Below are 25355 nucleotides of genomic sequence, written 5' to 3' on the forward strand. Positions count from 1 at the left end.
AAGGGGGCAGCAAGGCGCAAGGAGGGCGAGAGTTGGAACGACAGAGGCGATTTAGCTTCCGTTTGACCGTTGTCTAATTGATCGCGAACGCATAGCTTACGTACTCCGTTTCGCCTGAGGTGCCTTTTCTTGATATCCACGCCGATGCGGATGGTTTTTAAAACCCTGCTGTTCACGACCACAACGCTGTGGGCCTGGCAGGTCGGTGCGACCCAGATCGTGCGCATTGGTGCAGCGCATTTCCCGCCGTATACGATTCGTCCCGAGCGCGGCGAAGACACCGGGCTGCTGCCGCAGATGATCAGCGCACTGAACGCGATGCAGACCGAATACCGCTTCGAAGCGGTGCCCACGTCCATCCCGCGCCGGTTTCGCGATTTCCAGCAGGCACGCTTCGACATGGCCATTTTCGAAAACCCCGACTGGGGCTGGAAAGGCATTCCCCACGAAGCGGTCGATATGGGGCTCGAAGACGCCGAAGTGTTTGTGGCCCATCGCTTGAAGGGCAGGACCCAGACCTATTTCGATGAGCTGCATGGCAAGCGCCTTGCGCTGTTCAGCGGCTATCACTATGCGTTCGCGGGGTTCGACCCCGACCCTAAATTTCTTGCCGACAACTACAACGCCACGCTGACCTATTCCCACGACAGCAACTTGCTGATGGTGCTGCGTGACCGTGCGGACATCGCCCTGGTGACGCGCTCCTACCTGAGCACGTTCATGTCGAACAACCCGCAGGACGCCGATCAGTTTCTGATCTCGGACCGGGTGGATCAGGTGTATCGCCACTACGCGCTGTTGCGTCCGGATGCGCCCATCAGCGGCGAACGCTTCAGCGAACTGCTGCGGCAGCTCCGGGAGAACGGGGAGATGTTCAAAATCTTTCAGCCGTTTCGCATCGCGGTGACACCGCAGTCCACCCGTCGCGCGGTGGCGTTGGGCGACAGGAAGGAGGGGGACTGACGAGGGCACCTATTACCGGCTGAGGAAGCGCGGCGCAAGAGGGGGGGCGCGCGATGCGGGAGCGCTGGCAGCGTGCTCCCGCAATGGGCTTTAACCGTATCGTTTGGCGGGCTGACTCAGCGGTCCCGCGCTTCTTTTGCGTCCATCTCGGCATTGCGCTCGTGGACACGCTTGAGCTGTTCATCAGTCAGGGGCAGTTTCTTCGCTGAGTCCTTGAGCATCAGCAGACCGCCGACGATCGAGCCGATTGCAACGACCAGAATTAACCAGGCATACCAGGGCATAACGCTCTCCTTCTTATGATAGAGGTTGGAGCAGCGACGCTGCCCAGTGGTTCAATTGTAGAAGATGCCCGACGCCTGGCGCGTGTCGGGCAGGCATTTACTGATTGCCGGGTCCCGTCCTGCGGGATGTTCGGCTACAATGCGCGCCGATTTCGACTTGCCAGAGAACCCGCTCATGTCCGCCTGCCAGACCCCCATCATCGTCGCCCTGGATTTCCCGACCCGCGAAGCCGCGTTGAATCTGGCTGATCAGCTGGACCCCAAGCTGTGCCGGGTCAAAGTGGGCAAGGAGCTGTTCACCAGCTGTGCATCGGACATCGTCGAAACCCTTAACGGCAAGGGCTTCGACGTGTTTCTGGACCTCAAATTCCATGACATTCCCAATACCACGGCGATGGCAGTCAAGGCCGCTGCTGAGATGGGCGTATGGATGGTCAACGTGCACTGCTCAGGCGGCCTGCGCATGATGGCGGCCTGCCGTGACGTGCTGGATCAGCGCACCGGCCCCAAGCCGCTGTTGATCGGCGTCACCGTGCTGACCAGCATGGAACGCGAGGATCTGGCCGGGATCGGTCTGGACATCGAGCCCCAGGAGCAAGTGCTTCGGTTGGCGGCGCTGGCTGAAAAAGCCGGGATGGACGGTCTGGTGTGTTCCGCACTGGAGGCCCAGGCGCTGAAAACCGCGCATCCGTCACTGCAACTGGTGACCCCGGGCATTCGTCCGGCTGGCAGTGCGCTGGATGATCAGCGCCGCATCCTGACCCCGCGTCAGGCACTGGATGCGGGGTCTGATTATCTGGTTATCGGCCGCCCGATCAGCCAGGCGGCCGATCCGGCGAAAGCATTGGCTGCGGTGGTGGCAGAGCTGGCTTAAAACCGTCGGGCATTTGTGGGAGTGACCGGGGTGGCGCTCCCACATCCTGATCACTGGTTTCGACGTTAGAAACCGCTGCGTTTCAGGATCGAGTCCATGCTTTCCTTCGACGGCCGGCCGTAGAACTTCAGCAATTCCGCAGCCCGGTTGGTGAAGAACCCGTCCACCCCTTGTTCGCTGATCGCTTTGAAGTCCACCGCGTCATCCACGGTGTACGGGTGAACGATCATTCCGCGATCGTGGGCCATCTTGTTCATCCAAGGCTGCACCAGGTCACTGTAGCTCTGGTCCCCGCCGTTCTTCAGCGCTGCCGACGGCCCGGTCCCTACGGCGCCGTGGGCTTTGGCCCAGTCCATCCAGGCGGCGAACTCCTCTTTCGATTTCACCTGCTGGCTGGCGTAGAAGCTGGCCTTGTCCTTTGCGCCCGAATCCTTGAATGTCTTGCCCGAAGCCGTTTCGATCGAGCCGTCACCCAGCCACAGCAGCAGGACTTTCGGCGTGTCGGGCATACTCTTTTGCAGCAATTCCAGGCTTGGTTTTTCGAAGGTCTGCAGGACCACGCGGCCCGGCATGTGGGCGACGTTGACGTAGCCTTTCTCGGCGGCAGGGCGCTGGCTCAGCCAACCGCGCTGATCGAGTTTCTTCTTCAAATCTTCTTCGATGCCCGGAAACTGTGCCGGCACCTTGGTTTCGATGTACAGACCGGGCTTGTTCTTGCCGCCTTCGGCGATGTCGATGACTTCGTCCAGCGTCAGAATCTTCAGCCCGGCGTAGGTGGCGCGGGCGCGATCGGGGTAGGCCTTGTTGAACCAGGAGCCGGCGTCAAGGCGCTTGATTTCTTCCAGCGTGAAGGTGTTCAGCGGGTCCTTGGCCCGTTGCGGATAGACGTCGGCGATGTTGGTCGTCCGCTCCAGCGTGTTGTCATGCAGCGCGATGAGCACGCCATCCTTGGTGCGCTGAATGTCCATCTCCAGGTAGTCCGCGCCCAGTTCGCGGGCCAGCGTGTACGAAGGCACTGTTTCTTCGGGCGCATTGAACGAAGCACCGCGATGGGCGATCACCGCCGGCCACGGCACACCGATCTTCGCCGCCAGCGCCCGACCCGGTGCGTTGCCGGTGTCAGCGGCGGCCATGGCCACGGCAGATGACAACAACACGCCGGCAATCGCGGCGCCGCTCAACGTTCTGGATAATCCTTTCAACATGGTTCTGACGTTCCTTTTCTGCATGTCCGTTCATGGCGCAGCCGTTGCCGCACCGCGTGGCACATCGTTTTGTCGTGACGAAATCGGGTGTCGCAGGGGGCAGACCTTAAACAGCAACGGGCATGACGGGCAACCTGGGTTGTCGTTATGCGGGGGGTTGCTGTCGGTTTGAGTGGCGATTGAGCGCCACCAGTTTCCGGGTTTTTTATGACATTGAGGTGCCGACGGGCGCTAACGGTCGACTACGTCTCGGCGACTTTCTTGCGCGGTCGCCCGCCTTTTGCCCCGTTAGCCTTCGAAGCGGTGGCTTTTGCCGCACTGACGCGCCGCCCGTTCCGCGCCGCGATCAGGCTACCGGCAACGCCCATGAGCGACTCGCTGGCCGAAATCATGCCCGAGATCGACAGGTGCAAATCGCGATGCGCAAGGCAGATAGCCTTGCCGCCGAAGCCCAACTCGATCTGCCCGAGCTCGTCGACTGAGAGCTCGCGCAGCTCGCGGTAATTGGCGACAGGGAGGAGGAGGGCTGTCTGGTCAGAAAAACCGATGGCCAAAGCATTCAGCTCACTCAGAAAACGTAATGTTGTCGGCTGAATGCTCTGCGCAGTGTGTTTGCGGCCCTGATCGATGGCCTGATTAAGGACCCGCTGGGTAACGGGCTGATCATCATGTTCCCGCGCTTTGATCGTCTTCATAACTCAATCTCCAGTGGATCGACGTACCCCGCGAGGTACAGCTGCGTTTTATAGGTGTAAGGGTCATAGGTGCTTTTGACGATCTTTGATATCTGAGGCTGATCAAGGTGGTTAGAGACGACTTCTTCGGACCGTGAGCTCCATCCCATATTCTCCAAGCAAAGTGTGCTGCGGCTACGCCACCAGCAGTCCCTTGCCTTGCGCAGGTACGATTAATGGTCCAGCTGCAGCCAACAGAGTTGAACGTGGATCAGCGCAATGAGCCAGAACTCAACAGCAACAAAAGTTGACCGGGGGGGCCGCAGAGGGGCGTGCACCGTTCCGGCTCAGGATTTTTTTATGGTTGGCAACCCTGCCCAACCGCTCTCACTCGCGCTACTGTCAGCTCCACGAATTTCGCGCAGCGGAGGGATGATGAAAACGGTGTTGGTGCTGGTTGAGAGCGTGAACATGTATTTGCCGATTCTGGAAAGCAGCGGCTTTCGCCTGATTCTGGCGCCGAAGCCGGCGATGCGCGCCGAGGCGGTGGCGAACGGGGGTGAGGAGATTGACGCCGTGTTGACCCGGGGCCCGTTGGGGTTCACCGCCGAGGAGATGGCCGCGCTGCCAAACCTTGGCATCATCTGTGTGATCGGGGCGGGCTACGAGCGCGTCGACCTCGAAGCCGCCGAAGCGCGAGGCATCGTGGTGACCAACGGGGCAGGGGTAAATGCCCCGACGGTGGCGGACCACGCGATGGCCTTGCTGCTGGCGGCGGTCCGCGACATTCCCCAGGCCGACGCGTCGGTACGCCGCAACGAATGGCGCAAGGTCACACGGCCCTCGTTCGCCGGCAAACGCCTGGGCATTCTTGGCCTTGGCTCGGTCGGGATGGCCATCGCCAAACGCGCGCTGGGGTTTGACATGGTCATCAACTATCACAGCCGTTCGCCCCGGGCGGGCGTGGATTTCAACTATTGCGCGACGCCGCTGGCGCTGGCAGAAGCGTCTGACTTTCTGGTGGTGGCAACGCCGGGCGGCGGGTCGACGCGGCACCTGATCGACAAGGCCGCCATCGAAGCGTTGGGCGCCGAGGGCTTCATCGTCAACATCGCCCGGGCCAGTGTTGTCGACACCGATGCGCTGATCGACGCGCTCAAGCAGGGCCGCCTGGCTGGGGCGGCGCTGGACGTGTTCGACGATGAACCGCAGGTTCCCGACGCCCTGAAAGCTTTGAACAACGTGGTCCTCACCCCGCATCTGGCAGGGTTGTCGCCGGAAGCATCGCGCGACACCGTGCAAAGGGTTGCCGACAACCTGCTGGCGTTTTACGCGGGCAAGCCGGTGCTGACGCCTGTTCACAGCTGACGATCAGTGGTCTGGCCCCCTCTAACAAAAAAAGGAATCGTGCATGTCTTCATCTTCTGTGTTGAAAGTCGCTTTGGTGACGGGCGCCGGGAGCGGCATTGGCCGTGCTGTGGCGCTGCAATTACTGGCCGACGGTTTTGCTGTCGTGCTGGCCGGTCGTCGGTCTGAACCGTTGCAGGCGCTGGTTGAACAGGCCGAGGCTGCCGGTCAGCAGGCGCTGGCGGTGCCGACGGACGTGCGCGATCCGGCCAGTGTTGAGGCACTGTTCGCCACCATTGAACGCACTTTCGGCCGGCTGGACGTTTCGTTCAATAACGCCGGCATCGGCGCACCCGCTTTACCGATGGATGAGCTGTCGGTCGAGCAGTGGAAGAACGTCATCGACACCAACGTCACCGGGATGTTTTTGTGCGTGCGTGCAGCGTTCGGCCTGATGCGGCGCCAAGTGCCCCAAGGCGGCCGGATCATCAACAATGGCTCGATTTCCGCGCACACGCCACGTCTCTTCAGCTCGCCTTATACGTCCAGCAAACACGCCGTGCTGGGCCTGACCAAAAGCACCGCGCTGGACGGCCGGCAATTCAATATCGCCTGCGGTCAGATCGACATTGGCAACGCCCTCACCGAAATGACCGATCGCATGACCAAAGGCGTCTTGCAGCCTGACGGTGAGCTGCAAGTCGAGCCGACCATGAATGTGCAGCACGTGGCTGAAGCGGTGAGTTACATGGCCGGGCTGCCACTGTCGGCCAACGTGCTGAACATGACTGTCATGGCCAGCAGCATGCCGTTTGTGGGACGTGGCTGATTGACCGGGGCGGCTCGTGGCGTTGAGTTGCGTTGTTTTGTCCAAAAGCTGGCGGGATCCGTCCAACCCGGCTGAAGGATCAATCGCCACGCTCAACCCATGCCGCGCCACCTTCAATCGAGGACACTGCCATGACCGAGTTCGTTATCGCCCCCGTTGCCACACCGTCCCTGGCCGTCGCCGGGACGTCCGGCCGCTTTCCGATTCGTCGGGTTTTCTGCGTCGGCCGCAATTATTCCGACCACGCCCGGGAAATGGGCCACGACCCCGACCGCGAGCCGCCGTTCTTCTTCATGAAGCCCGCCGATGCCGTGGTGCCCGCCGAAGGCCGGATTGCTTACCCGCCGCTCACCGAGGACCTGCATCACGAGATCGAGCTGGTCGTGGCGATCGGCAAGGACGGCGTGAACATCGACCCGCAGGATGCCTTGGGCCACGTCTGGGGCTACGGCGTCGGTCTGGACCTGACGCGCCGCGACTTGCAGGCGCAGGCCAAGAAAATGGGCCGGCCGTGGGAGTGGGCCAAAGCCTTCGACGCCTCTGCGCCTGCCACACCGTTGCGTCCGGTCAGCGAGATCGGCCACCCGGAAGCCGGGGCGATCTGGCTCGACGTCAATGGCGAGCGCCGTCAGCGCGGCGATCTGTCTGACCAGATCTGGGCTGTGCGGGACGTGATTGCGCACCTGTCGCAGTCGGTCGGGATCAAGGCGGGCGACCTGATCTACACCGGCACGCCGGCAGGAGTAGGTGCGTTGCAGCGTGGCGATGTGCTCACCGCCGGGATCGAAGGCATTGCCGAACTCAGTGTGACAATTGGCTGATCCGATGTGGATGCCCGCCTGATAATCGGTTGGTCCGGCTGCTGCCGTTGCCCTACCATGGGGCAGTCCGAACCAGCGATTTCAGGTGTTTCAGCGATGGCCCATCCCTCCCGCATCCAGACCTATGGCATGCAGCAGCGCAGCGACCGCATGGATTTCTACATCCGTGACAAGTCCGCCCGACCCGCGCTGACCGCGCCCCATCGCCATAAATATTTCCAGATCCAGATCAACCTCGGCGGCGACACCGTGCAGCACATCGGTGGCGCGGTCAGGCCATTTCCGCGCAACACCCTGGCGTTCATCCTGCCCCATCGACTGCACGTGATTCCGCACCCCGAAGACGGCAATTTTGTGCTGATCAATTTTTCTCAGGAATTTCTCCTGCAGCATCTGCAGTGCGATCCGATGGACCTTGAAGACGTGCCCGTCGCCGAGGCGCCTGAGCTGGCGCCGTTCCGGTTTCAGGAGCATGTGGATTTCACACTCGACGACGCTGACTTTGCTGAGGTAACCGCGCTGTTGATGCGGATGCGCGACATGGATCGCGCCAGGCCATTGGGTTCAGGCGCGATCCTGCGAGGGTGTCTGCTGCAGTTGATCGGCACGGTGTGCAATCGCTACGAAGCGCAGTTGCTGGCGCTGTCCGCGAACAAGGCCGAGCGGCGGGGACGGCGCGATGCGATGGGCCGGGTGATCGACTACATTCGCGCGCACATCGCCGATCCGGCCATGACCCTCACCGATGCCGCGGCGGCGGCCTTTTTGTCGCCCAATTACCTGACCCACCTGCTGCGCAAGGAAACCGGCAGCAGCTTTTCCGAACTGGTCCTGGAGCGGCGCATGCGGCTGGCGCGCACGCATTTGATGAACAGCAGCAAACCCTTGAGCCACATCGCCGAGATCTGCGGGTTCACCGACGAAGCCTATTTCTCGCGGCGTTTTCGCAAAGCCCACGGCATGCCGCCGGGGCAGTTTCGCCGGGAGCGGCGGGGTGGTTGAAGAGGGTTTGGAACGGTTTTAAAGGGGACTGATTTATTTACCGGATTTATTTACAGCGCTTCACCGTAAATTAATCTGTCCCCGTTCGAGCGAGAAAGTGATAAGTGATGGCGCCGGGACTGGCCTCTTCCCGGCTAAAGCCGGTCCCACTGAAAGCATCTTGCCCGCTCAATCTCAATGTGCTGACTTCTTTCCTGCCTGAACCCAGGCTACCTGAACACCGCCTAGTTAGTGGGACCGGCTTTAGCCGGGAAGGCGTCGACACAGCTGGCATCAATCTGGCGCCGTCTAACCTACAGCTCAATCGCCTTGGTCAGCTCGCTGAACAGCGCCGACACCGAGCGCAGCGCCCGGCAATCCGGCCGGGTCAGCAGCCACAGCCCGGTGTCATGCCCTGCGAGCGCTTCAGTAATGGGCTGAACCTCGCTGTCCCGAACCATGAAATCCGGCAGCGCTGCCACACCCATGCCTGCGCGCACCAGTTGCGCCACTGCCAGCATGGAGCTGCAGCGATAAGCGAGGTTCACGCCGGGCAGATGCTGCCGGCGCCACATCACGGTCGGGTGATCGGGGAGGAAATCGTCGGGGGCGATCCAGGCCATGTCGTCGAGGGCCCGATCACCGCAGCGTTGTGCGTAGGCCTCGCTCGAACAGACCCGATACGTAACCGTGCCCAGGCGAGTCCCGACCAAGTGCTCAGGCGGTGTGTTGGTCAGACGCAGCGCGATGTCGGCGTCGCGGCGGCTCAGGTTGGCAAAGGTGCTGGAGGTGTTCAGTTCCAGGCGCAGGCCCGGGTAGTCCGGCATGAAGCGGCTCAGGGCGGGGAGCAACAGGCTTTGCAGAACAGCTTCGGTACAGGTCAGGCGCACGGTGCCGCTGACGACTTGCCGGCCCTGCTCAAGGCTTAATTGCGCGAGGGCCAGCGCGTTCTCGGCACTTTCGGCCTGCTGGGCAAGCGCCAGTGCTGCGCTGGTCGGTACGTAGCCAGCGCGGCTCTTGTCGAAGAGCGCCGTGCCCACCGCCTTTTCCATCCGACGCACCGCGCGAAACACCGTCGAGACATCGACCCTCAGCAGTTCAGCGGCCTTGGCCAGCGTCCGCCCACGCACCAGCGCGAGGATGAGGGTGAGGTCGGCATGATTGATTCGATAGTGCGCAGCTGCATTGATCACTTGCCTGGACGCCAATTCTGATTGCAGAACGACAAGCTTATAGTCGCCCCCGGACCTCATGCAAAGCGTTTTGATATCAGGGAGCACACATGACTCAGCGGCAGAAAATCCGAATCGCGTTGGTGGGAGACTACGACCCGAGCGTGCCGGCGCATCAAGCGATACCCGTGGCGCTGGACAGGGTGGCGAACGAAACGGGGCTCGACGTCCAGGCAACGTGGGTCCCGACGACGGACATCGGGGATGGCGCGAGCCTGCAGGGGTTCGCGGGCATCTGGTGCGTGCCGGCCAGCCCCTACCTCGACATGGACGGCGCGCTGACGGCGATTCGCTTCGCCCGGGAGCGGCAGGTGCCCTTCCTCGGGACGTGCGGCGGCTTTCAGCATGCGTTGCTGGAGTACGCGCGCAATTATCTGGGCTGGGCCGATGCCGAGCACGCCGAAACCGCGCCGGAATCGGAGAACGCCATCATCACGCCCTTGAGTTGCTCGCTGGTCGAGGCCTTCGCACCGATTCGTCTGCGGGCCGGGTCGCGGATGGCTGCTGCGTACAACTCGCTCGAAACCGAGGAGCGCTACCGCTGCCGTTATGGTTTGCGCAAGGAACTGGAGGCCGACGTGTTTGCCGGCCCGCTGAAAGTGTCGGGTTACGACGAAGACGACGAGGTCCGGGCTGTGGAACTCGATGGTCATCCGTTTTTCGTCGCCACGTTGTTTCAACCGGAACGCGCCGCGCTGGAGGGCAGCACCCCGCCGCTGGTGAAGGCTTTTGTGCGCGCCTGCGCGGCGGAGTTGATTTGACATGATGATGGCCAACACGTTTGGTGTGCCGTATTACGCGGTGATCTTCACTTCGATCCGCACTGAGCTCGAAGCACAGGAATATGACGACGCGGCCCGACGGATGCTCGAACTCGTTCGTCAGCAGCGGGGTTTCCTTGGCGTGGAGTCGGCACGCGGCGACGATGGGCTGGGGATCACCGTGTCTTACTGGGCGGATGAAGCCGCGATCCTGGCCTGGAAAGAACATCCGGAACATCGAGCAATCCGTGAGCGCGGCCGGTCGACCTGGTATCGGCAATGTACGACGCGGGTTTCGAGGGTGGAGCGGGAGTACAGCTTTGGCAGTTGAATTACCGTAGCCGGGGACAGATTAATTTACGGTGAAGCGCTGTAAATAAATCAGTCCCCTTTGTGCAGTCCTACATCCGCGTTCACCCCAATTTCACTGACTGCCCACACTGCTTTTGTAGGACCGGCTTCAGCCGGGAAGGAGCCTTCACATGCACCCTCGATTGTGCGGTGTGGCGAATGACGTCTTCCCGGCCAGAGCCGGTCCTAATTATCCCATCAAGGCATGACCGGCGGGATGTACGCCAGCGTCGTACCCAGCACCCACAACAGAAACAGCACCAGCGGCGTATGAACCAGCAACTGCACGAACGAGAAGCCGATCAAATCCCGCGCCTTCAGGCCGAGCACGCCCAGCAGCGGCAGCATGTAGAACGGGTTGATCAGGTTCGGCAGGGCTTCGGCAGCGTTGTAGATCTGCACCGCCCAGCCGAGGTGGTATTTGAGGTCGTTGGCGACCTGCATCACGTACGGCGCTTCGATGATCCACTTGCCGCCGCCGGACGGGATGAAGAACCCGAGAATCGCCGAGTACACACCCATCAGCAGCGCATAGGTGTCGTGGGAGGCGATGCTGGTGAAGAACGTCGAGATGTGGTGCGCGACCGTTTGCGCGTCACCGCCCTTGACGGTTGTCAGCAGCGCGGCGATCGAGCCGTACAACGGAAACTGAATCAGCACGCCGGTGGTGGTCGGCACTGCTCGGGCGACGGCATCGAGGAAACTGCGCGGACGCCAGTGCAGCAGCGCGCCGACCATGATGAACAGGAAGTTGTAGGTGTTCAGGCCGGAAATCGCGGTGATGGCGGGCTTGGTGCTGAACTCGTTGTACAACCAGCCGGACGCCAGCGCGACCATCAGAATGATCAGCAGCGGGCTGTATTCCAGCCATTCGCCCGGGCGGGTGCGCGGCGGCAGCGGTGGCAGGCTGAAGCTCGGGTCGATGCCGCATTCCTTGGCATCGCGGGCGTTGGCCGGGCCGGGCGCCGTGGCGTAGGCGACGATGATCGAGACCACCACCAAGGCCAGCAGCATTACCCCGGACTGCCAGAGAAAGATCGTCTGGGTGAACGGAATCACCCCGGTGATCGCCAGAATCGACGGCGGCAGGCTGGCCGGGTTGGCTTGCAGCTGCGCGGCGGACGACGACAAGCCCAGGGCCCACACCGCGCCCAGACCCAGATAAGCCGCAGCACCGGCGGCGCGGTAGTCCATTTTCAGATCGGTACGACGGGCGAGGGCCCGCACCAGCAAGCCGCCGAACACCAGCGACAAACCCCAGTTGAGCAGTGAGGCCACCATGCTGATCAGCGCGACCCAGGCCACGGCCGAGCGGCCGTTTTTCGGGAGGCGCGCCAGGCGGTCGATCAGTTTGACCGCCGGCGGCGAACTGGCGACGACGTAACCGCCGATGACCACGAAGGCCATTTGCATGGTGAACGGGATCAGGCTCCAGAAACCGTCACCGAAGGCTTTGGCGGTGTCGGCGGGTTTGGCGCCGATGACCAGCGTGGCGAGGGTGACGATGACCACGGCCAGGGCGGCGAACACCCACGAGTCCGGGAACCAGCGTTCCGCCCATTTGGCGCAACGCAGGGCAAAGCGGGCGGAGCGGCTTTCTTCGATGTCGGCGGCCACGTGTGTTACCTCTTTTTAGTTATTGTTCAGGTTTTTTTGGACGGCAGTTTCAAGTGTTGGCGGTGACGCGAAAAAAGCACCGGTTCAGATACAGCAAAGCCCCTTCATCGCTGAAGGGGCAGGGCGGTCTGACGAAAGGTGCGGGTGTGGCAAACGCTTACGCTGTGGCGAAAACGTGGGGCATGACGCGGATCCTGCAGAACCGCGCCATTGCCGGGGCGATCAAAACGTCATTTCAATCACGTCATCCGGCACGATCAGTTTGCCGGCGGTCTTGGCGATGATTTCATCCACGGTCACGCCCGGGGCGGTTTCGCGCAGCACGAAGGCGCCGTTTTCGATCTCAAGGTACGCAAGGTCGGTCAGCACTTTCTTGATGCAGCCGGCGCCGGTCAACGGCAGGCTGCAGCGTGACAGCAGCTTGGATTCGCCGTCCTTGGACGCGTGGGTCATTGTGACGATGATGTTTTCGGCGCCAGCCACCAGGTCCATCGCGCCGCCCATGCCCTTGACCAGCTTGCCGGGGATCATCCACGACGCAATGTTGCCCTCGACGTCCACCTCGAACGCGCCGAGCACGGTCAGGTCGACGTGGCCGCCACGGATCATCGCGAAGGACTCGGCCGACGAAAAGATCGATGCGCCCTTGCGTGCGGTCACGGTCTGTTTGCCGGCGTTGATCATGTCCGCGTCGATGGTCTCTTCAGTCGGAAAGGCGCCCATGCCGAGCAGACCGTTTTCCGACTGCAGCATCACGTCGATGCCGTCCGGGACGTAGTTGGCGACCAGGGTCGGAATGCCGATGCCCAGGTTCACGTAGAAGCCGTCTTGCAGTTCGCGCGCAACGCGCTGTGCCATTTGTTCGCGGGAGAGTGCCATGGTCTTGGGTCTCTTTTATTCTGTCCGGGCTGTGGGAAGCCGGAGATACAAAGGGGGAAATCGGTGCGATTACGGCGCTTGGGTCAGGCTTTTCTGACGGTTCGCTGCTCGATGCGCTTCTCGAACGTGCCCAGGATCACGCGATCAAGATAGATGCCGGGCGTGTGTATCTCGGTGGGCAGCAGCACGCCGGGCTCAACGATCTCTTCGACTTCCACCACGGTGATCTTGCCGGCGGTGGCCACGACCGGATTGAAGTTCTGCGCGGTGTGACGGTAGACCACGTTGCCGAAGTGGTCGGCCTTCCAGCCTTTGACGATGGCGAAGTCGCCGGTGATCGCTTCTTCCAGGATCACGTTGCGGCCGTTGAACTGACGGGTTTCCTTGCCTTCTGCGACGGGCGTGCCGTAGCCGGTGGCGGTATAGAAGGCGGGAATGCCGGCGCCGCCTGCGCGCATTTTTTCGGCCAGGGTGCCTTGGGGGGTGAGCTCGACTTCCAGCTCGCCGCTGAGCAACTGGCGTTCGAACAGGGCGTTTTCACCGACGTAGGACGCGACCATTTTGCGGATCTGCCGGTCTTCCAGGAGGATGCCCAGGCCAAAGCCATCGACGCCGCAGTTGTTGGAGACCACCGTCAGGCCTTTCACGCCCATGCGTTTGATTTCAGCGATGAGGTTTTCCGGGATGCCGCACAATCCGAAGCCGCCGGACAGCACGGTCATGTTGTCGGTCAGCCCGGCGAGGGCTTCAGCGTAGGTTGCCACGCGCTTGTCGAGTCCAGCCATGGTGAGATCCCGCCTTATTTGTAGTTGTGTCCGACAATCTAAGCATCGGAGAGCGTTGGCCGCATCTTCTCTCGCAGGCAATGATTTGTTAATTTTGATTTTTTGATCGATTGATAAGTAATCCAAATATATGAACGTAAAACAGCTTCGTGCGTTTCTGGCGGTGGCGCAGTGCCTGAGTTTCGCTCAGGCCGGCGAGCGGCTGCATGTGTCGCAACCGGCCTTAAGCCTGACCATCAAGGCGCTGGAGGAAGACCTGGGCGGGCAGTTGCTGACCCGCACCACGCGCCATGTCAGCCTGACCCCGGAGGGCGAGGCCTTGCTGCCACTGGCCCGCCAGTTGCTCGCTGATTGGGACAACACCGAGGAACTCCTGCGTCAGCGTTTCACCCTGCAAATGGGCAAGGTGTCGGTGGCCGCCATGCCGTCCTACGCGGGCAATGTGCTGCCCATCGCGCTGAAGGTGTTTCGCGAGCGCTACCCACGGGTGAACGTGGCGGTGCACGACGTGATCAACGAGCAGGTGGTGGAAATGGTCGGCCATCGCCGCGTGGAACTGGGCATCGGCTTCGAGCCCGAGGCGGGCACTAACCTGATCTTCACGCCGTTCTACATGGATCGGTTTGTCGCCGTGGTGCCGAAAGATTCGCCACTGGCCGCGCGCCGCGAAGTGAGTTGGGATGAGCTGCTGCGTCACGACTTCATCACCCTGCAACGCCCGTCCGCCGTGCGCCTGCTGCTGGAGCAGGACCTGCAGAGCCAGCACGGCAAACTGTCGGTGGCGTTCGAAAGCCATCAGCTGTCGACGGTGGGGCGCATGGTCGCCAATGGCCTGGGGGTCAGCGCGGTGCCATCGCTGTGCATCGCGCAGATGGAAGAACTCGGCGCCCGCTGCATTGCCCTGGAAGGCCCGCGCATCGAGCGTCGTATTGGTTTGATGACCCAGGCGGATCACCAACTGTCGGCAGCGGCCCAGGGGTTGCGCGAGGTGCTGATCGAATGCGCGCGGGATTCAAATGCCGCCCTCGCGACCAAGCTCCCTCCCGCTGGGTGATATCGCATTCCACGTTGGAGACCGGCGGCGAAACGGCCAGATCCTGTGAAAAATTTAACTGCGACGCGATGCCGCATCCGGTATGGTTCGGCCGGTTGAAACATATTGTTTCAAAACATCCCGAGATAAAAACCGAACGATAAGGGGTTCCGCGTTGGATCTGTCGTCTGCTGCCTGGGTGTTTCATGACACTCGCCTGATCATCTGCTGCCTGATCGCCATTGCCACCATCATCGTGCTGATCAGCGCCACCAAGCTCCCGCCGTTTCTGTCGATTCTGGTGGGCACATTCATCGCAGGGATAGGCGCGGGGTTGCCAGCGGAGGCAGTGGCAAAGGCGTTCAGCAAGGGCGCGGGCGGGATTCTCGGTGAGGCCGGGATCATCATCGCCCTTGGTGCCATGCTTGGGGCGCTGATGGCCGAATCAGGGGCGGCGGATCGCATCGCGTCGACGTTGCTGGGGCTGGGCAAGGGCAAGACGCTGCCGTGGGTCATGGCGCTGGTGGCCATGGTCATTGGTCTGCCGCTGTTCTTCGAAGTGGGCCTGGTGATGATGGTGCCGATCATCTTCGTCATGGCGCGCCAGTCCAATCAGCCGCTGCTGAAAATCGCCATTCCGGCGCTGGCCGGCATGACCACGCTGCACGCGCTGATGCCGCCGCACCCTGGGCCGCTGATCGCCGTCGCTGCGTTGCACGCCGATCTGGGCCTGACCATGTTGCTGGGGTTTTGCGTGGCAGTGCCGGCGGTGATTCTCGCCGGTCCGCTGTACGGCAACTGGCTGTCAAAGCGCATGCACATCGAGGAGCCGGCAGAGCTGGGCGAGCTGTTCTCGGCCAAACCCACTGCCTCCCGCCAACCGGGCTTCGGCATCTCGTTGCTGATCATCCTGTTGCCAGTGATCCTGATGCTCGGCAGCACCCTGGCGAAAATCGCCATGGCGCCGGAAAGCAACACCGCCCTGACGCTGAAATTTCTCGGTGAGCCGCTGGTGGCGTTGGGCATTGCGGTGCTGGCGGCGACGGTGTGTCTGGGCTGGGCCAACGGTATCTCCCGCGAGCAAGTGGGCGGCACGCTGCGTAAGAGTCTCGCGCCGATTGCCGTGCTGCTGTTGACCATCGGCGCGGGCGGCGGCTTGAAGCAAACCTTGCTGGACGCCGGCGTCAGCCAGACCATCAGCAAAGTGGCCGAAGGCGCGCATATGCCGTACCTGCTGCTGGCGTGGTTGATTGCGGTTGCGCTGCGTCAGGCGACCGGTTCGGCCACTGTGGCAACGACCACCACGGCGGGCATCCTTGCGCCGATGATGGCCGGGCTGGCGCCGGTGGAAGCGTCACTGGTGGCGCTGGTGATCGGGGCGGGCTCGGTGTTCTTCTGCCACGTCAACGACGCCGGGTTCTGGATGGTCCGCGAATACTTCGGCCTGCAACTGAAGCAGACAATCTGGGTCTGGTCGGTGCTGCAGACCATTGTGTCGGTGGTGGGTCTGATCGGCACGTCGCTGTTGTGGCACTTTTTGGTCTGACCATGTCCAGAGCAAACGCTGAAGCCTTTTCGGAGTGAGCAGCCTTATGGAATGGTATTTGCCAAAACATTGAAGGCGGTCATGCGGGTCTCTTCCCGGCTGAAGCCGGTCCTACAGTGGGTATGCGGTGTCTGTAGGACCGGCTTCAGCCGGGAAGCTTTTGATCTCGATCTTCGAACGCAAAAAGTCCAGTCACCGCCCAACCCGATAGCCACTATCAAGACGACTGATTTCTGCTGGAAAGGCCCGGGGCGTAGCCTTGGCTTCATTCCGGAAACGAGCCGAATGGAGGCTCCCAATGAACCGTCTTCTTGTCCTCTCCCTGTTACTCTCCGCCTCCCTCCTCGCCGGTTGTGCCGCTGGCAATCATCCCGAGCTGCGTGCCTACAGCGCTGAAGAAACCCACCAGCTGGCCCTCGAAGACCTCAATCGTCGTGGCTTGTCCTACGACGAATTCCAGGCCCGCAAAGCCCGACTGATCGAACAGCCACAGCTGCAACGGGCCCACGCGTTCGATAACCGTGGTGAAGTGAATGCCGAAGTCAGCGTCGCGTCGAAAGCCCGTCAGGGTTAAGCCGGAACACTTACAACGCCAGCTTCAAGTGCCCGCCCGCTTCCTTGTGACGCGCCTGAGTCCGGTGTTGCAGGCCCAGTAAAAAGTGATCCAGACCGTCATGCAGGCGCTGGGTCAGCAGTTCATCCAGCTCACCGCCCAACGCGTTCTCGCCATAGCTGATCTGGCTGTCGATGGCGAATACACCGTGCAGCACTTCCTGGCATTTCAGCGCCGACAGCACGGGTTTCAGCGCATAATCCACCGCCAGCATGTGGGCAATGCTCCCCCCCGTTGCGATCGGCAAGACCACTTTGCCGTGCAATGAACGCTCCGGCAGCAGGTCGAGCAGCGTCTTCAACGCCCCCGAAAACGACGCCTTGTACACCGGCGTGCCGATCAGCAAACCGTCCGCCTTCGCCACCGCGTCGATGAAAGCCACCACCTGGGGGCTGTCGAATCGGGCGTAGAGCAAATCCTCGGCGGCAAAATCCTGAATGCGCACACCGCTGACTTCGACGCCACGGTCCTTGAGCCAGTGCGCCGCATGCTGCAACACCACGCCCGAGCGCGATCGGGTGGAAGGGCTACCTGAAATCGAAACTACCAACATGTGTTGTTTCCTTGGGGTCAGTCACCCGAGGTGCGAGGCACCGAGCAGGCCGCGTTCAACGCGAAGTAATGGGCGTGAAGACCCTTCGCCGGTACTCAAGCAGCATGCGTGCCAGCGCTCTCCATCGCCCGTCGCCCCCGTCAATCCAGCGAACACACACAGCTGCAATCCTGCCAACCACCCCAAACTGTTGATCCAGGCGCACCCGACTGTTGATCCACTGTTTCCCCAGCGACACTTGCCCTCATCAAATCAAACCCAAAAAAAATCCCCGCAGTCGGACCACTGCGGGGATTTCTCTGTTGCTCTGCTGTCAGCTTGAAGCTTCAGACTTGCGGCTTGAAGCTGGCACTCAATTCCTGAACATCGCACCGGTCTGGATGATGTTGTTCGAGCCCAGCAACTGGCTCACGTAACGGCTCCAGCGGGTGATGTTGGCCGGGCCGACAAACACCACGTCCTGGGCGGCCAGCTCGAAGCCTTTCGCCAGCGCGTAACTGGTCGGCTTCTTCGCGGCCAGGTGATAGACCGTCGCGCCGTGGGTGGCGTCTTGTGCACGAATCACATACACCGCATCGCCATCGGCTGCGTCAGGGCTCAGGCCGCCAGAGGTGCCAAGCGCTTCCAGCAAGGTCACGCTGGTGGTGCTGAAGGAGATCACCTGCGGGCGCTGAACTTCGCCCAGCACGTAGATCTTGTTCTTCGAATTGCTGTTGAGGTGCAGGTAGTCGCCGTCTTTCAGGAAGATCTTGCTGATCTGCGAATCCTTGCGGTTGAGCGAGTCCACGTCGATCACGTAATCCTTGCCATCGCGACGCAGGGTCAGGCCGGCAAGGTTGGCGTCGGTCGAATCAAGACCGGCCTGGCTGATGGCCTGAACCAGGCTCAGCGGAATGTTGGTAATCGGTTGCGGGCCAGCCGATTTGAAGGCACCCGAGAGCAGGACGCGCTGACTGTTGTAACGCAGCACTTTGACGTCGACTTTCACTTCGGTGTACTGCGGCGCCAGCCCCATGCGCAGTTGATCGCGGATCTGCGAAACGGTCTTGCCGGCGGCCTGGATACGGCCCACGTACGGGAAGAACACGGTGCCGTCGTTCAGCACTTCGCGGCTGTTGGCGTCCAGTTGTTCCTGGGAGCCGGGCGCGGTCAGTTCAGGGTGTTCGAACACCGTCACCAGCAAGGCGTCGCCCGGGCCGACGACGTATTCAGGCGTCTTGTAGTTCAGCAGTTCCGGGGGCAGCGGTTTGGCCGCTGCGTCCGCCGTTTTCTGCTGCTGCGCAAGGGTGGCAGGGGTGATGTTGATCAGCGTGACCTGGGGACCGTCGGGGTCTTTCTCGGTGACATCGCTGTAAGACATGTACTGACCGGGGGCGAATGCGCAGCCTTGCAACACCAGACTGGAAAGCAGCACGACCGCTAACGTTACTTTCATATGAATGTTCCTTCTCATCCTACTAATAGGTGCGTACTGGCACCGCAGTGATTTCTTTGCATCCCTTACTTACACCGAACATCGGATCACATTCGCTCATGCACCCGTGCACCTCCCGCCAAGCTTACTAGCCCTTGGCCATGTTTGTGGTTATTGGCAGATTTTCTTTTAGAAGGCGTTCTTGTTGACGAAGCCTTTGAAGAGCGTCAGCAGGATGATTTTCAGGTCCAGCCAGACCGACCAGTGCTCGATGTACTGCAGGTCGAATTCAACGCGTTTCTGCATCTTGTCCAGCGTGTCGGTTTCGCCGCGCCAGCCGTTGATCTGTGCCCAGCCGGTGATGCCCGGCTTGACCTTGTGCCGCAGCATGTAACCCGACACCTGTTTGCGGTACTGCTCGTTGTGCGCCACGGCGTGGGGGCGCGGGCCGACGATGGACATATCGCCGCGCAGCACATTGAAGAACTGCGGCAGCTCGTCCAGCGAAGTGCGCCGCAGGAACGCGCCCAGCGGCGTGATGCGACTGTCGTTGCGCGTGGCCTGGGTCACCACCGAGCCGTTTTCCTGCACGCTCATGCTGCGGAATTTCCAGACCATGATCGGCCGACCGTCCAGCCCGTAACGGCGTTGACGGAACAGCACCGGGCCGGGGGAGGTGAGCTTGATCGCCAGGGCAATCAGGATCAGCGGCAGGGCGATCATGGTCAGGATGATGCTCGACAGCACGATGTCTTCCAGCCGCTTGACCACGCTCCAGGCGCCGTCCATGGGCGAGTCGAAAATGCTGATGCTGGGCAGGCCGTTGATGCTCTCGCTGCGGGCGTGCAGCAACTCGAACATGAAAACGTCCGGGATCACGTAGACCGACGCGGTGGTGTCGCTCAAGCCTTTGATCAGTGCCTGCAAACGTTCCTGTGCACCGAGTTCGAGGGTGATGTAGACCTTGTCGATTTTGCCGTCGCGGGCGTCCTGGATCAGTTGATCCAGATCGCCCAGCACCGGAATGCGCCGGCCAATGCGCGCCAGGTCGATCTGCTGCGGCGCCTGGTCATAAAAGCCCAGCAAGTTCAGGCCCATCCAGGGCGCGCGCTCGATGGACATCGCCAGGCGCTCGCCGCAATGGCCGGTGCCGACGATCGCCACGCGCCGGGTATTGAAACCCTGGGCGCGCAAACTGTGCAGCACGCTGCGGATCGCCAGACGGTAGCCACACAGCGTTACCAGCACGGCGGCAAACCAGGCCATCTGGCTGTTGTCGGCCAGATGGTCGGGCTGTAACAGCAGGTAGTCGACGAACAGCAGCAGCACGAAGGCCAGGCCCCAGTAATTGGCGACCTTCAGCAGCTCGCGCACGATGCGCTCGCCCCGCCACGAGCCGTACAGCTGGTGGTATTCAGCCAGCCAGTGAAAAGCCACCGCCGCCAGCAGAATCTGCATCCAGGCTTCGGCGCTCATCGGCGTGCCGGCGAGCAGGTTGATGCCATAACCGCCGACCGCGATGACCGCCAGATCGAGCAGCCGGTGAGCGACGGACAGCGACGATGAATGGGCATGCAGGATGCCCCGTAATGGAGTGCGCATATTCTGTGCTCGCTCAGACGGATTTGATCGGAACAACGCGGGCGGAGAGGTCGCTGCTGACCAGCGTCGGCGCGCTCAGGATCGGCCGGGTGTGTGCTGGCTGGCGGCTCTGACGGGCAGCGCTCAGGCGGGCCTCGACGAACTGGCGCATTTCCTGCTCGAAGCGGGCTTCGCTGAAGCGCTCGGCGTTGCTCCGGCAGGCTTGCGCGGTGATGCGTGAACCGTTGATCTCGAACGTCTCGATGGCGGCCATCAGCGACGCCACGCTCTGCTCCGGGTAGAGCACGCCGGTGGGCTGCGGATGATCCAGGCCGCAGACCGTTTCCACCACGCCCCCCTTGGCGAACGCGATGACCGGCGTGCCGCAGGCCTGGGCTTCCACCGGGCTGATGCCGAAATCCTCTTCGGCGGCAAACACGAACGCCTTGGCGTTGCTCATGTGTTCCTGCAACACCGCGAACGGCTGATAACCCAGCAGCGTAACGTTCGGCGCGTTGGCCGCAGCGGCCTTGGCCTTGTCCATTTCCGGACCGTCGCCGATCACCACCAGCCGCTTGTTCGGCATGGCCGCGAAGGCTTCGATGATCATCGGCATGCGCTTGTACGGGACCATGCGCGAGGCGGTGAAGTAGTAATCCTGCTTCTGTTCCTGCAGCGCGAATCCGCGGGTGTCCACGGGCGGGTAGATCACCGTGGATTCGCGACGGTAGGCCTTGGTGATGCGCGCGCCAATGAAGTGCGAGTTGGCGATGAAGTCATCGACGCCGGCGGCGGTGCGCTGATCCCACATGCGCATGTAATGCAGGATCATCCGCGCCACTTTGCCTTTCAGGCCGGTGCTCAGGTTCGCCTCTTTGAGGTACTGATGCTGCAGGTCCCAGGCGTAGCGAATCGGCGAGTGCACGTAGCTGACGTGCAACTGGTCCGGGCCGCACAACACGCCTTTGGCCACGGCGTGGCTGCTGCTGATGATCAGGTCGTAACCGGACAGGTCCAGTTGCTCGATGGCCATCGGCATCAGCGGCAGGTAGCGCTGGTATTTGGTTTTGGCCTTGGGCAGGCGCTGGATGAACGTGGTTGTCGCGACCTTGCCGCCCAATTGGGCGCGGTCCTGGTCGCTGAGGAAATCGATGACGGAGAACAGGTCCGCCTCGGGCCAGATGTTGATCAGCGATGCCAAAACCCTTTCGGCACCGGCGTACGTCACCAACCAGTCGTGGACGATTGCAATTTTCATTGGAATTCTCTGCATTAACGGCCGAAGGACGCCCGGCACGTCGAGCGAAGCTCGCGAGGGCGGTCCCAGAACCTTTCCATGTTCGCAGGCGCTAAATCAGACGCTCACAGGCTGCGTCTTGGCGTTGCGGTTATTGAGGCGTTTTCCGAGCTGGATGAAAGGGTGTTCGATGTAGCGAAAGCACAGATGGGCGGCGCCCAGGGTCAGCACCGTCGCGACCAGCGCCACCAGCAGGCCCGGTGCGTCGGTCCCGCGCAGCAGAAACTCGCTGAGCATGCCCATCGACGGGTGCAGCAGGTACAGCGAATAACTCACTGCGCCCAGCCAGACCAGCGCCGGGTGGTTCAGACGCACACTGCGGGTCAGCAGCACGAAGCTGACGATGGCCACGGCGTAGGTGAAGCAGTAACGGCCCCAGGTTTCGCCGGTGCCCATGTCCTTGCTGTAAGCCATGATCAGCGTCGGCGGCAGCAGCACGGCGAAGGCCACGAACAACATGTTCAGGTTTCGCGTCAGCGCCGCGCTGTGTTCGGCCAGCAACCACTGGCGCCACACCGAGCCGAAGAACATCAGCGACAACGCCAGAGGCAGCGCCACCGGCAGTTTGTGTTCGGTCAGTGCGCGGGCAATGCCCATTGCCAGCGCGGCGAGCAGAAACACCAGCGAACAGCGCGCCCGGAACGCCAGGTCGTACAGCTTGCCGGCGATGAACAACGCCAGGCACAGGCCGTAGAACACCAGTTCGATGAACAGCGTCCAGTACAGGCCGACCACGTCGTCGAAGCCCAGTGCCGCTTGCACCATGGTCAGGTTGGCGACGATCTGCGGCCAGGACGGCAGCGGCGCGCCGGTCAACTGAAGCATCAGCACAAACAACACCAGCGACAGCCAGTAGGCCGGGTACAAACGCATGAAACGTGAGATCAGAAAGCGTCGGGCGCCGTCGGGCACCGGCTTGAGGCTGTAGGGAATCACTACGCCGCTGATCATGAAAAACCACAGCACCCCCAATTTGCCGGGGTCGATCAGGTAATCCAGCGCCCAGACGTGACCGATCACCGGTGCGTACAAATGGGTGAAGACCACCATCAAGGCAGCGATGCCGCGCAACGCGTCGAGGTAGGCAAGGCGTTTCATGGCAGTGCCTCAGAGCTTGCTGGAAGATTCACGACCCAGGGCATCGCTGCCCTGGCTGCTGCGCCGGTCTCTGGCCGGACTCAGCAGCGCGTCGATGCGTTGGGAAACCTGGCGCGCCGATTCTTCCCAGGAGAACCGCGCCACGTTGTTCAGTCCGCGTCGGCGCAGCGACAGCCGCAACGGCATGTCAGTCAGAATGCGCTCCATGGCGGCGGCCATGTGCTCAATGTCCAGCGGGTCGAAATACAGCGCGCTGGCCTGCAGCACTTCAGGAATCGACGCCGCGTTCGCCGCCAGCACCGGGCAACCGCACGCCTGGGCTTCCAGGGGCGGAATGCCGAAGCCTTCATACAGCGACGGAAACACAAAGGCCGTTGCGCCCTGGTACTGGCTGATCAGTTCGTCGTCGCTCAGGCGGCCCAGAAAGCGGATGCGTGGGTCACGACTGGCCAAGCGCTGCAGGTTGTCGTCGCTGAAAATCCCGCTGGCGCCACCGACGATGCGCAGTTGCAGATCATCATGACCGCGCAGCAGCAGAAACGCCTGAATCATCCGGCTGAAATTCTTGTGCGCGCTGGGCGAAGACACCGCCAGCAGGTAGTCCTGTTGCTCTTTAAGGGGCGGGCCCGGTTGAAACGCACCGCTGACGGCATTGGGCACCACGAAGATTTTCTTCTCCGGGAATCTGTAGAACTGCGAGATTTCGCCCTTGGAGAAGGCGCTCACCGTCAGCAGCGATTTGATCCGGGACAGCATGATCGGCGTCATGGTCCGGTACAGCATTCGGAACGTGCGGGTGTAGCTTTCCGGGTGACGCACATAGGTGACGTCGTGGTGGGTCGCGATCTGGTTGCGGTAAAACAGCGGCGCGGTGCTGCACAGGGAAATCAGCAGCGGGTTGCCCTGACGGCGGAGGTACAGCGGCAGGTCCAGTTGTTCCCACAGGTGGCCGCGGTGGCTGCCGATGCATTGCACGTCGAGGGCCTTGGCGCTCTCGTGCATCTGAATGCCGTGGGGCGCAACGAACACCACGTCGTCGCGCAGCTGCTTGAGGGCCAGGCAGATCTGTTCGGCGAAGCGTTGAACGCCACGCAATTCCTGGGTCAGGAAACGTGCATTGATCACAATCATTGTGGTCGACCTGTAGAAGAGATAAAGGGGTCGTGCGCAGAGCCGTCAGCGCCCTGGATGAAGGGGCGCCCAAAAGAAGGGCCGAAATAAAAAAGGCAGAAATCAGGGCAAGGCAAACAGTGCCGGGCGTGTGCCCAGGCTTATTATTTTCGGGAAGTCATCAATCGGCACTTGCGCCGAGCAACGCCCGTCGTTGCAGTTCCACGGGATACCGCTGTCAACCAGCCCGCGTTGCGGCTGGCGGGTGTCGATGTATTGCACGTTGCCGCGCAACACGCTGCTGGCGTCTACCTTGATCGATCGCGGCAGCCCGGCGGTCCAGGCGACCATGATCTGTTCCGAACCCCGGGCGAACCGCAGCAGGTATTGCGAGTCGATTTCCCGACTCTTTTCAGCGTCGTAGCGGAATTGATGCAGCGTCGGGCTGATGGCCTTCAGCGTCAGGTACGCCTGCTTGACGCTCAGGTCCTGATTCAGCAGACCGAAGTTCTGCTCCGGGTCAGTGCCGTCGGGGCCATCGTTGAGCAGGCCGTTCCACCACATGCCCTTGATGTTGGGCATCGTCTGCGCCAGGAAGAAACTGCGCGCCAGAAACGCCGCCTGAATCTTCTCGTCACCGCCGCAGCGGCCGTCATTACTGGGCCAGCCTATTTCAGTGAGGTACAGCGGCACCGGCTCTTTGTTGCGGTTCTTTTCCGTCAGGTCCTCGCTGATCCGCCGCAGCCAGGCAATCCAGTTTTCCGGGGTGTTGCGCTCATCCGAACGGCAATACACATAGGGATGAAGCGACAGCCCGTCGACATGGTTGAGCACCCCCGATTCCACCAGCCGATCGGCAAACCCCAGGTCCATGCCCTGGCTCGTCACCGCGCCGGCCAGGATCACCATCGGCCGCTGATTGGCGCGAATGCGCTTGGCGGTCTGTTCGATGAGCAGGCTGTAGTCTTCGGCGAACCCAGGATCGACCGGGTTTTCCTTGTCCCACTCATTCCAGATCTCGTAGAAGTCCACGCTGTCGGTGAGCTGGCGAGTGACGAAGCTGGCGTAGTTGCCGTAAGCATCGCGCATCGAGGGTTTACGCGGTTTGGCGTAGTTCTCGTAAAACGGGTTGCCGTAGCCCAGCACCAACAGCGGTCGCAGGCGGTTTTCCTGGGCGGTGCTCAGGAATGACTGCCACGAAGGCTCAATCTTCAATAACCCTCGTCGGGGCTCGGCGCTGGACCAATAGGCATCGTCGCGCACCGAGTCGACACCCGCCGCTTTGAGCAGCTGCAGCGCGCGGCCGGAGGTGCCGGGTTTGTTCATCAAGTGCGTGTCGACGCCGATGATGAACGCTTCGTCAGCCCGCGTGGCGCAACTGATCAACAAGCCCAGCAACAGGACGGCCGAGGGTCGTCGTAACCGGGTCAGGTATGGGATGAGCATGGCTTGTCTCAGTGAAGAGGCACGGTCCGGAGCACTTGCTCAGGTAGGTCTCGGGCCGTCG

Annotated in this window: 25 protein-coding genes; 11 read left to right on the plus strand and 14 right to left on the minus strand. The window is 61.8% G+C overall.

All coding sequences use genetic code 11. From position 1 onward, the window contains the following. Positions 1–150: 150 nt before the first annotated feature. Positions 151–963: a substrate-binding periplasmic protein gene (locus SLW75_RS13345; protein ID WP_244657039.1), complete on the plus strand. Its 813-nt coding sequence runs from the start codon at positions 151–153 to the stop codon at positions 961–963. Positions 964–1079: 116 nt separating this feature from the next. On the opposite strand, the gene SLW75_RS13350 is transcribed toward SLW75_RS13345, so the two are convergent. Next, positions 1080–1247, minus strand: a complete 168-nt coding sequence (locus SLW75_RS13350; RefSeq protein WP_065986232.1) for a DUF2897 family protein — start codon at positions 1245–1247, stop codon at positions 1080–1082. A gap of 175 nt (positions 1248–1422) precedes the next feature. Between SLW75_RS13350 and pyrF the strand changes: the two genes are divergently transcribed. Next, on the plus strand, positions 1423–2121 hold the full coding sequence (gene pyrF / locus SLW75_RS13355) for an orotidine-5'-phosphate decarboxylase (protein WP_167355761.1): 699 nt from the start codon (positions 1423–1425) through the stop codon (positions 2119–2121). Positions 2122–2186: 65 nt separating this feature from the next. On the opposite strand, the gene SLW75_RS13360 is transcribed toward pyrF, so the two are convergent. Together SLW75_RS13360 and SLW75_RS13365 are read right to left on the minus strand one after the other, a co-directional pair. Then, positions 2187–3326 (minus strand): glycerophosphodiester phosphodiesterase, encoded by a 1140-nt coding sequence (locus SLW75_RS13360; protein WP_244160287.1) that lies wholly within the window; start codon positions 3324–3326, stop codon positions 2187–2189. 242 nt (positions 3327–3568) lie between these two features. After that, positions 3569–4021, minus strand: coding sequence for a DUF2442 domain-containing protein (locus tag SLW75_RS13365; RefSeq protein WP_192134797.1), 453 nt, complete (start codon positions 4019–4021; stop codon positions 3569–3571). Positions 4022–4435: 414 nt separating this feature from the next. Between SLW75_RS13365 and SLW75_RS13370 the strand changes: the two genes are divergently transcribed. The 4 genes from SLW75_RS13370 to SLW75_RS13385 all read left to right on the plus strand — a co-directional run bounded on the left by SLW75_RS13370 (position 4436) and on the right by SLW75_RS13385 (position 7999). Further along, the gene (locus SLW75_RS13370; RefSeq protein WP_410934661.1) at positions 4436–5368 is read left to right on the plus strand and encodes a 2-hydroxyacid dehydrogenase; all 933 of its coding nucleotides are present in this window, start codon (positions 4436–4438) and stop codon (positions 5366–5368) included. A 43-nt stretch (positions 5369–5411) separates the two neighbouring features. Continuing rightward, the gene (locus tag SLW75_RS13375; RefSeq protein ID WP_410934662.1) at positions 5412–6176 is read left to right on the plus strand and encodes an SDR family oxidoreductase; all 765 of its coding nucleotides are present in this window, start codon (positions 5412–5414) and stop codon (positions 6174–6176) included. 131 nt (positions 6177–6307) lie between these two features. Beyond that, positions 6308–6997, plus strand: a complete 690-nt coding sequence (locus SLW75_RS13380; RefSeq protein WP_410934663.1) for a fumarylacetoacetate hydrolase family protein — start codon at positions 6308–6310, stop codon at positions 6995–6997. Between the two features lie 96 nt (positions 6998–7093). Next, positions 7094–7999: an AraC family transcriptional regulator gene (locus tag SLW75_RS13385; RefSeq protein ID WP_410934664.1), complete on the plus strand. Its 906-nt coding sequence runs from the start codon at positions 7094–7096 to the stop codon at positions 7997–7999. Between the two features lie 293 nt (positions 8000–8292). Here the strand turns inward: SLW75_RS13385 and SLW75_RS13390 are convergent, their stop codons facing one another. Beyond that, complete coding sequence (locus SLW75_RS13390) at positions 8293–9231, minus strand: LysR family transcriptional regulator (RefSeq protein ID WP_410934665.1); 939 nt, start codon at positions 9229–9231, stop codon at positions 8293–8295. A 29-nt stretch (positions 9232–9260) separates the two neighbouring features. Here SLW75_RS13390 and SLW75_RS13395 point away from each other — a divergent pair, with 29 nt between their 5' ends. Next, a complete protein-coding gene (locus SLW75_RS13395) occupies positions 9261–9971 on the plus strand; it encodes a CTP synthase (protein WP_410934666.1) in 711 nt (236 codons plus the stop codon). Positions 9972–9975: 4 nt separating this feature from the next. Continuing rightward, complete coding sequence (locus SLW75_RS13400) at positions 9976–10302, plus strand: antibiotic biosynthesis monooxygenase family protein (RefSeq protein WP_192134844.1); 327 nt, start codon at positions 9976–9978, stop codon at positions 10300–10302. A 218-nt stretch (positions 10303–10520) separates the two neighbouring features. Here the strand turns inward: SLW75_RS13400 and SLW75_RS13405 are convergent, their stop codons facing one another. The 3 genes from SLW75_RS13405 to SLW75_RS13415 all read right to left on the minus strand — a co-directional run bounded on the left by SLW75_RS13405 (position 10521) and on the right by SLW75_RS13415 (position 13603). Then, positions 10521–11939: a short-chain fatty acid transporter gene (locus tag SLW75_RS13405; protein WP_065986241.1), complete on the minus strand. Its 1419-nt coding sequence runs from the start codon at positions 11937–11939 to the stop codon at positions 10521–10523. Between the two features lie 222 nt (positions 11940–12161). After that, positions 12162–12818 carry a CoA transferase subunit B gene (locus tag SLW75_RS13410; RefSeq protein WP_065986242.1) on the minus strand — a complete coding sequence of 219 codons (657 nt, stop codon included), beginning with the start codon at positions 12816–12818 and terminating at the stop codon, positions 12162–12164. Between the two features lie 83 nt (positions 12819–12901). Next, positions 12902–13603 carry a CoA transferase subunit A gene (locus SLW75_RS13415; protein ID WP_410934667.1) on the minus strand — a complete coding sequence of 234 codons (702 nt, stop codon included), beginning with the start codon at positions 13601–13603 and terminating at the stop codon, positions 12902–12904. Positions 13604–13733: 130 nt separating this feature from the next. Here SLW75_RS13415 and SLW75_RS13420 point away from each other — a divergent pair, with 130 nt between their 5' ends. The 3 genes from SLW75_RS13420 (at position 13734) to SLW75_RS13430 (ending at position 16756) form a co-directional block, all read left to right on the plus strand. Beyond that, on the plus strand, positions 13734–14657 hold the full coding sequence (locus tag SLW75_RS13420) for a LysR family transcriptional regulator (protein WP_410934668.1): 924 nt from the start codon (positions 13734–13736) through the stop codon (positions 14655–14657). A gap of 154 nt (positions 14658–14811) precedes the next feature. Continuing rightward, complete coding sequence (locus SLW75_RS13425) at positions 14812–16182, plus strand: gluconate:H+ symporter (protein WP_410934669.1); 1371 nt, start codon at positions 14812–14814, stop codon at positions 16180–16182. 298 nt (positions 16183–16480) lie between these two features. Beyond that, positions 16481–16756 (plus strand): hypothetical protein, encoded by a 276-nt coding sequence (locus SLW75_RS13430; protein ID WP_410934670.1) that lies wholly within the window; start codon positions 16481–16483, stop codon positions 16754–16756. A gap of 10 nt (positions 16757–16766) precedes the next feature. Here the strand turns inward: SLW75_RS13430 and ssuE are convergent, their stop codons facing one another. The 7 genes from ssuE to SLW75_RS13465 form a co-directional block, all read right to left on the minus strand. Continuing rightward, positions 16767–17348 carry an NADPH-dependent FMN reductase gene (gene ssuE, locus SLW75_RS13435; RefSeq protein WP_065986246.1) on the minus strand — a complete coding sequence of 194 codons (582 nt, stop codon included), beginning with the start codon at positions 17346–17348 and terminating at the stop codon, positions 16767–16769. Between the two features lie 352 nt (positions 17349–17700). Beyond that, the gene (locus tag SLW75_RS13440) at positions 17701–18783 is read right to left on the minus strand and encodes a polysaccharide biosynthesis/export family protein (RefSeq protein WP_065986247.1); all 1083 of its coding nucleotides are present in this window, start codon (positions 18781–18783) and stop codon (positions 17701–17703) included. A 168-nt stretch (positions 18784–18951) separates the two neighbouring features. Continuing rightward, the gene (locus SLW75_RS13445) at positions 18952–20364 is read right to left on the minus strand and encodes an undecaprenyl-phosphate glucose phosphotransferase (protein WP_410934671.1); all 1413 of its coding nucleotides are present in this window, start codon (positions 20362–20364) and stop codon (positions 18952–18954) included. A 13-nt stretch (positions 20365–20377) separates the two neighbouring features. Next, on the minus strand, positions 20378–21601 hold the full coding sequence (locus SLW75_RS13450; protein WP_410929365.1) for a glycosyltransferase family 4 protein: 1224 nt from the start codon (positions 21599–21601) through the stop codon (positions 20378–20380). 96 nt (positions 21602–21697) lie between these two features. Further along, a complete protein-coding gene (locus SLW75_RS13455) occupies positions 21698–22738 on the minus strand; it encodes an acyltransferase family protein (RefSeq protein WP_410934672.1) in 1041 nt (346 codons plus the stop codon). Between the two features lie 9 nt (positions 22739–22747). Next, positions 22748–23869 (minus strand): glycosyltransferase family 4 protein, encoded by a 1122-nt coding sequence (locus SLW75_RS13460; RefSeq protein WP_065986251.1) that lies wholly within the window; start codon positions 23867–23869, stop codon positions 22748–22750. Between the two features lie 102 nt (positions 23870–23971). Next, positions 23972–25294: a hypothetical protein gene (locus SLW75_RS13465; protein WP_065986252.1), complete on the minus strand. Its 1323-nt coding sequence runs from the start codon at positions 25292–25294 to the stop codon at positions 23972–23974. Positions 25295–25355 lie beyond the last annotated feature (61 nt).

The sequence above is a fragment of the Pseudomonas sp. W5-01 genome (genome assembly GCF_046540435.1).
Taxonomy (GTDB): Bacteria; Pseudomonadota; Gammaproteobacteria; order Pseudomonadales; family Pseudomonadaceae; genus Aquipseudomonas; species Aquipseudomonas graminis_B.

Excerpts from the sequence above, each read along its gene's own strand:
- SLW75_RS13365 (WP_192134797.1), bottom strand. The coding sequence starts at position 4,021 with ATGAAGACGATCAAAGCGCGGGAACATGATGATCAGCCCGTTACCCAG.
- SLW75_RS13390 (WP_410934665.1), bottom strand. The coding sequence starts at position 9,231 with ATGAGGTCCGGGGGCGACTATAAGCTTGTCGTTCTGCAATCAGAATTG.
- ssuE (WP_065986246.1), bottom strand. The coding sequence starts at position 17,348 with ATGTTGGTAGTTTCGATTTCAGGTAGCCCTTCCACCCGATCGCGCTCG.
- SLW75_RS13410 (WP_065986242.1), bottom strand. The coding sequence starts at position 12,818 with ATGGCACTCTCCCGCGAACAAATGGCACAGCGCGTTGCGCGCGAACTG.
- SLW75_RS13460 (WP_065986251.1), bottom strand. The coding sequence starts at position 23,869 with ATGATTGTGATCAATGCACGTTTCCTGACCCAGGAATTGCGTGGCGTT.
- SLW75_RS13415 (WP_410934667.1), bottom strand. The coding sequence starts at position 13,603 with ATGGCTGGACTCGACAAGCGCGTGGCAACCTACGCTGAAGCCCTCGCC.
- SLW75_RS13370 (WP_410934661.1), top strand. The coding sequence starts at position 4,436 with ATGAAAACGGTGTTGGTGCTGGTTGAGAGCGTGAACATGTATTTGCCG.
- SLW75_RS13420 (WP_410934668.1), top strand. The coding sequence starts at position 13,734 with ATGAACGTAAAACAGCTTCGTGCGTTTCTGGCGGTGGCGCAGTGCCTG.
- SLW75_RS13400 (WP_192134844.1), top strand. The coding sequence starts at position 9,976 with ATGATGGCCAACACGTTTGGTGTGCCGTATTACGCGGTGATCTTCACT.
- SLW75_RS13385 (WP_410934664.1), top strand. The coding sequence starts at position 7,094 with ATGGCCCATCCCTCCCGCATCCAGACCTATGGCATGCAGCAGCGCAGC.
- SLW75_RS13395 (WP_410934666.1), top strand. The coding sequence starts at position 9,261 with ATGACTCAGCGGCAGAAAATCCGAATCGCGTTGGTGGGAGACTACGAC.
- SLW75_RS13350 (WP_065986232.1), bottom strand. The coding sequence starts at position 1,247 with ATGCCCTGGTATGCCTGGTTAATTCTGGTCGTTGCAATCGGCTCGATC.
- SLW75_RS13345 (WP_244657039.1), top strand. The coding sequence starts at position 151 with ATGGTTTTTAAAACCCTGCTGTTCACGACCACAACGCTGTGGGCCTGG.
- pyrF (WP_167355761.1), top strand. The coding sequence starts at position 1,423 with ATGTCCGCCTGCCAGACCCCCATCATCGTCGCCCTGGATTTCCCGACC.
- SLW75_RS13465 (WP_065986252.1), bottom strand. The coding sequence starts at position 25,294 with ATGCTCATCCCATACCTGACCCGGTTACGACGACCCTCGGCCGTCCTG.
- SLW75_RS13430 (WP_410934670.1), top strand. The coding sequence starts at position 16,481 with ATGAACCGTCTTCTTGTCCTCTCCCTGTTACTCTCCGCCTCCCTCCTC.
- SLW75_RS13450 (WP_410929365.1), bottom strand. The coding sequence starts at position 21,601 with ATGAAAATTGCAATCGTCCACGACTGGTTGGTGACGTACGCCGGTGCC.
- SLW75_RS13440 (WP_065986247.1), bottom strand. The coding sequence starts at position 18,783 with ATGAAAGTAACGTTAGCGGTCGTGCTGCTTTCCAGTCTGGTGTTGCAA.
- SLW75_RS13380 (WP_410934663.1), top strand. The coding sequence starts at position 6,308 with ATGACCGAGTTCGTTATCGCCCCCGTTGCCACACCGTCCCTGGCCGTC.
- SLW75_RS13360 (WP_244160287.1), bottom strand. The coding sequence starts at position 3,326 with ATGTTGAAAGGATTATCCAGAACGTTGAGCGGCGCCGCGATTGCCGGC.
- SLW75_RS13445 (WP_410934671.1), bottom strand. The coding sequence starts at position 20,364 with ATGCGCACTCCATTACGGGGCATCCTGCATGCCCATTCATCGTCGCTG.
- SLW75_RS13455 (WP_410934672.1), bottom strand. The coding sequence starts at position 22,738 with ATGAAACGCCTTGCCTACCTCGACGCGTTGCGCGGCATCGCTGCCTTG.
- SLW75_RS13375 (WP_410934662.1), top strand. The coding sequence starts at position 5,412 with ATGTCTTCATCTTCTGTGTTGAAAGTCGCTTTGGTGACGGGCGCCGGG.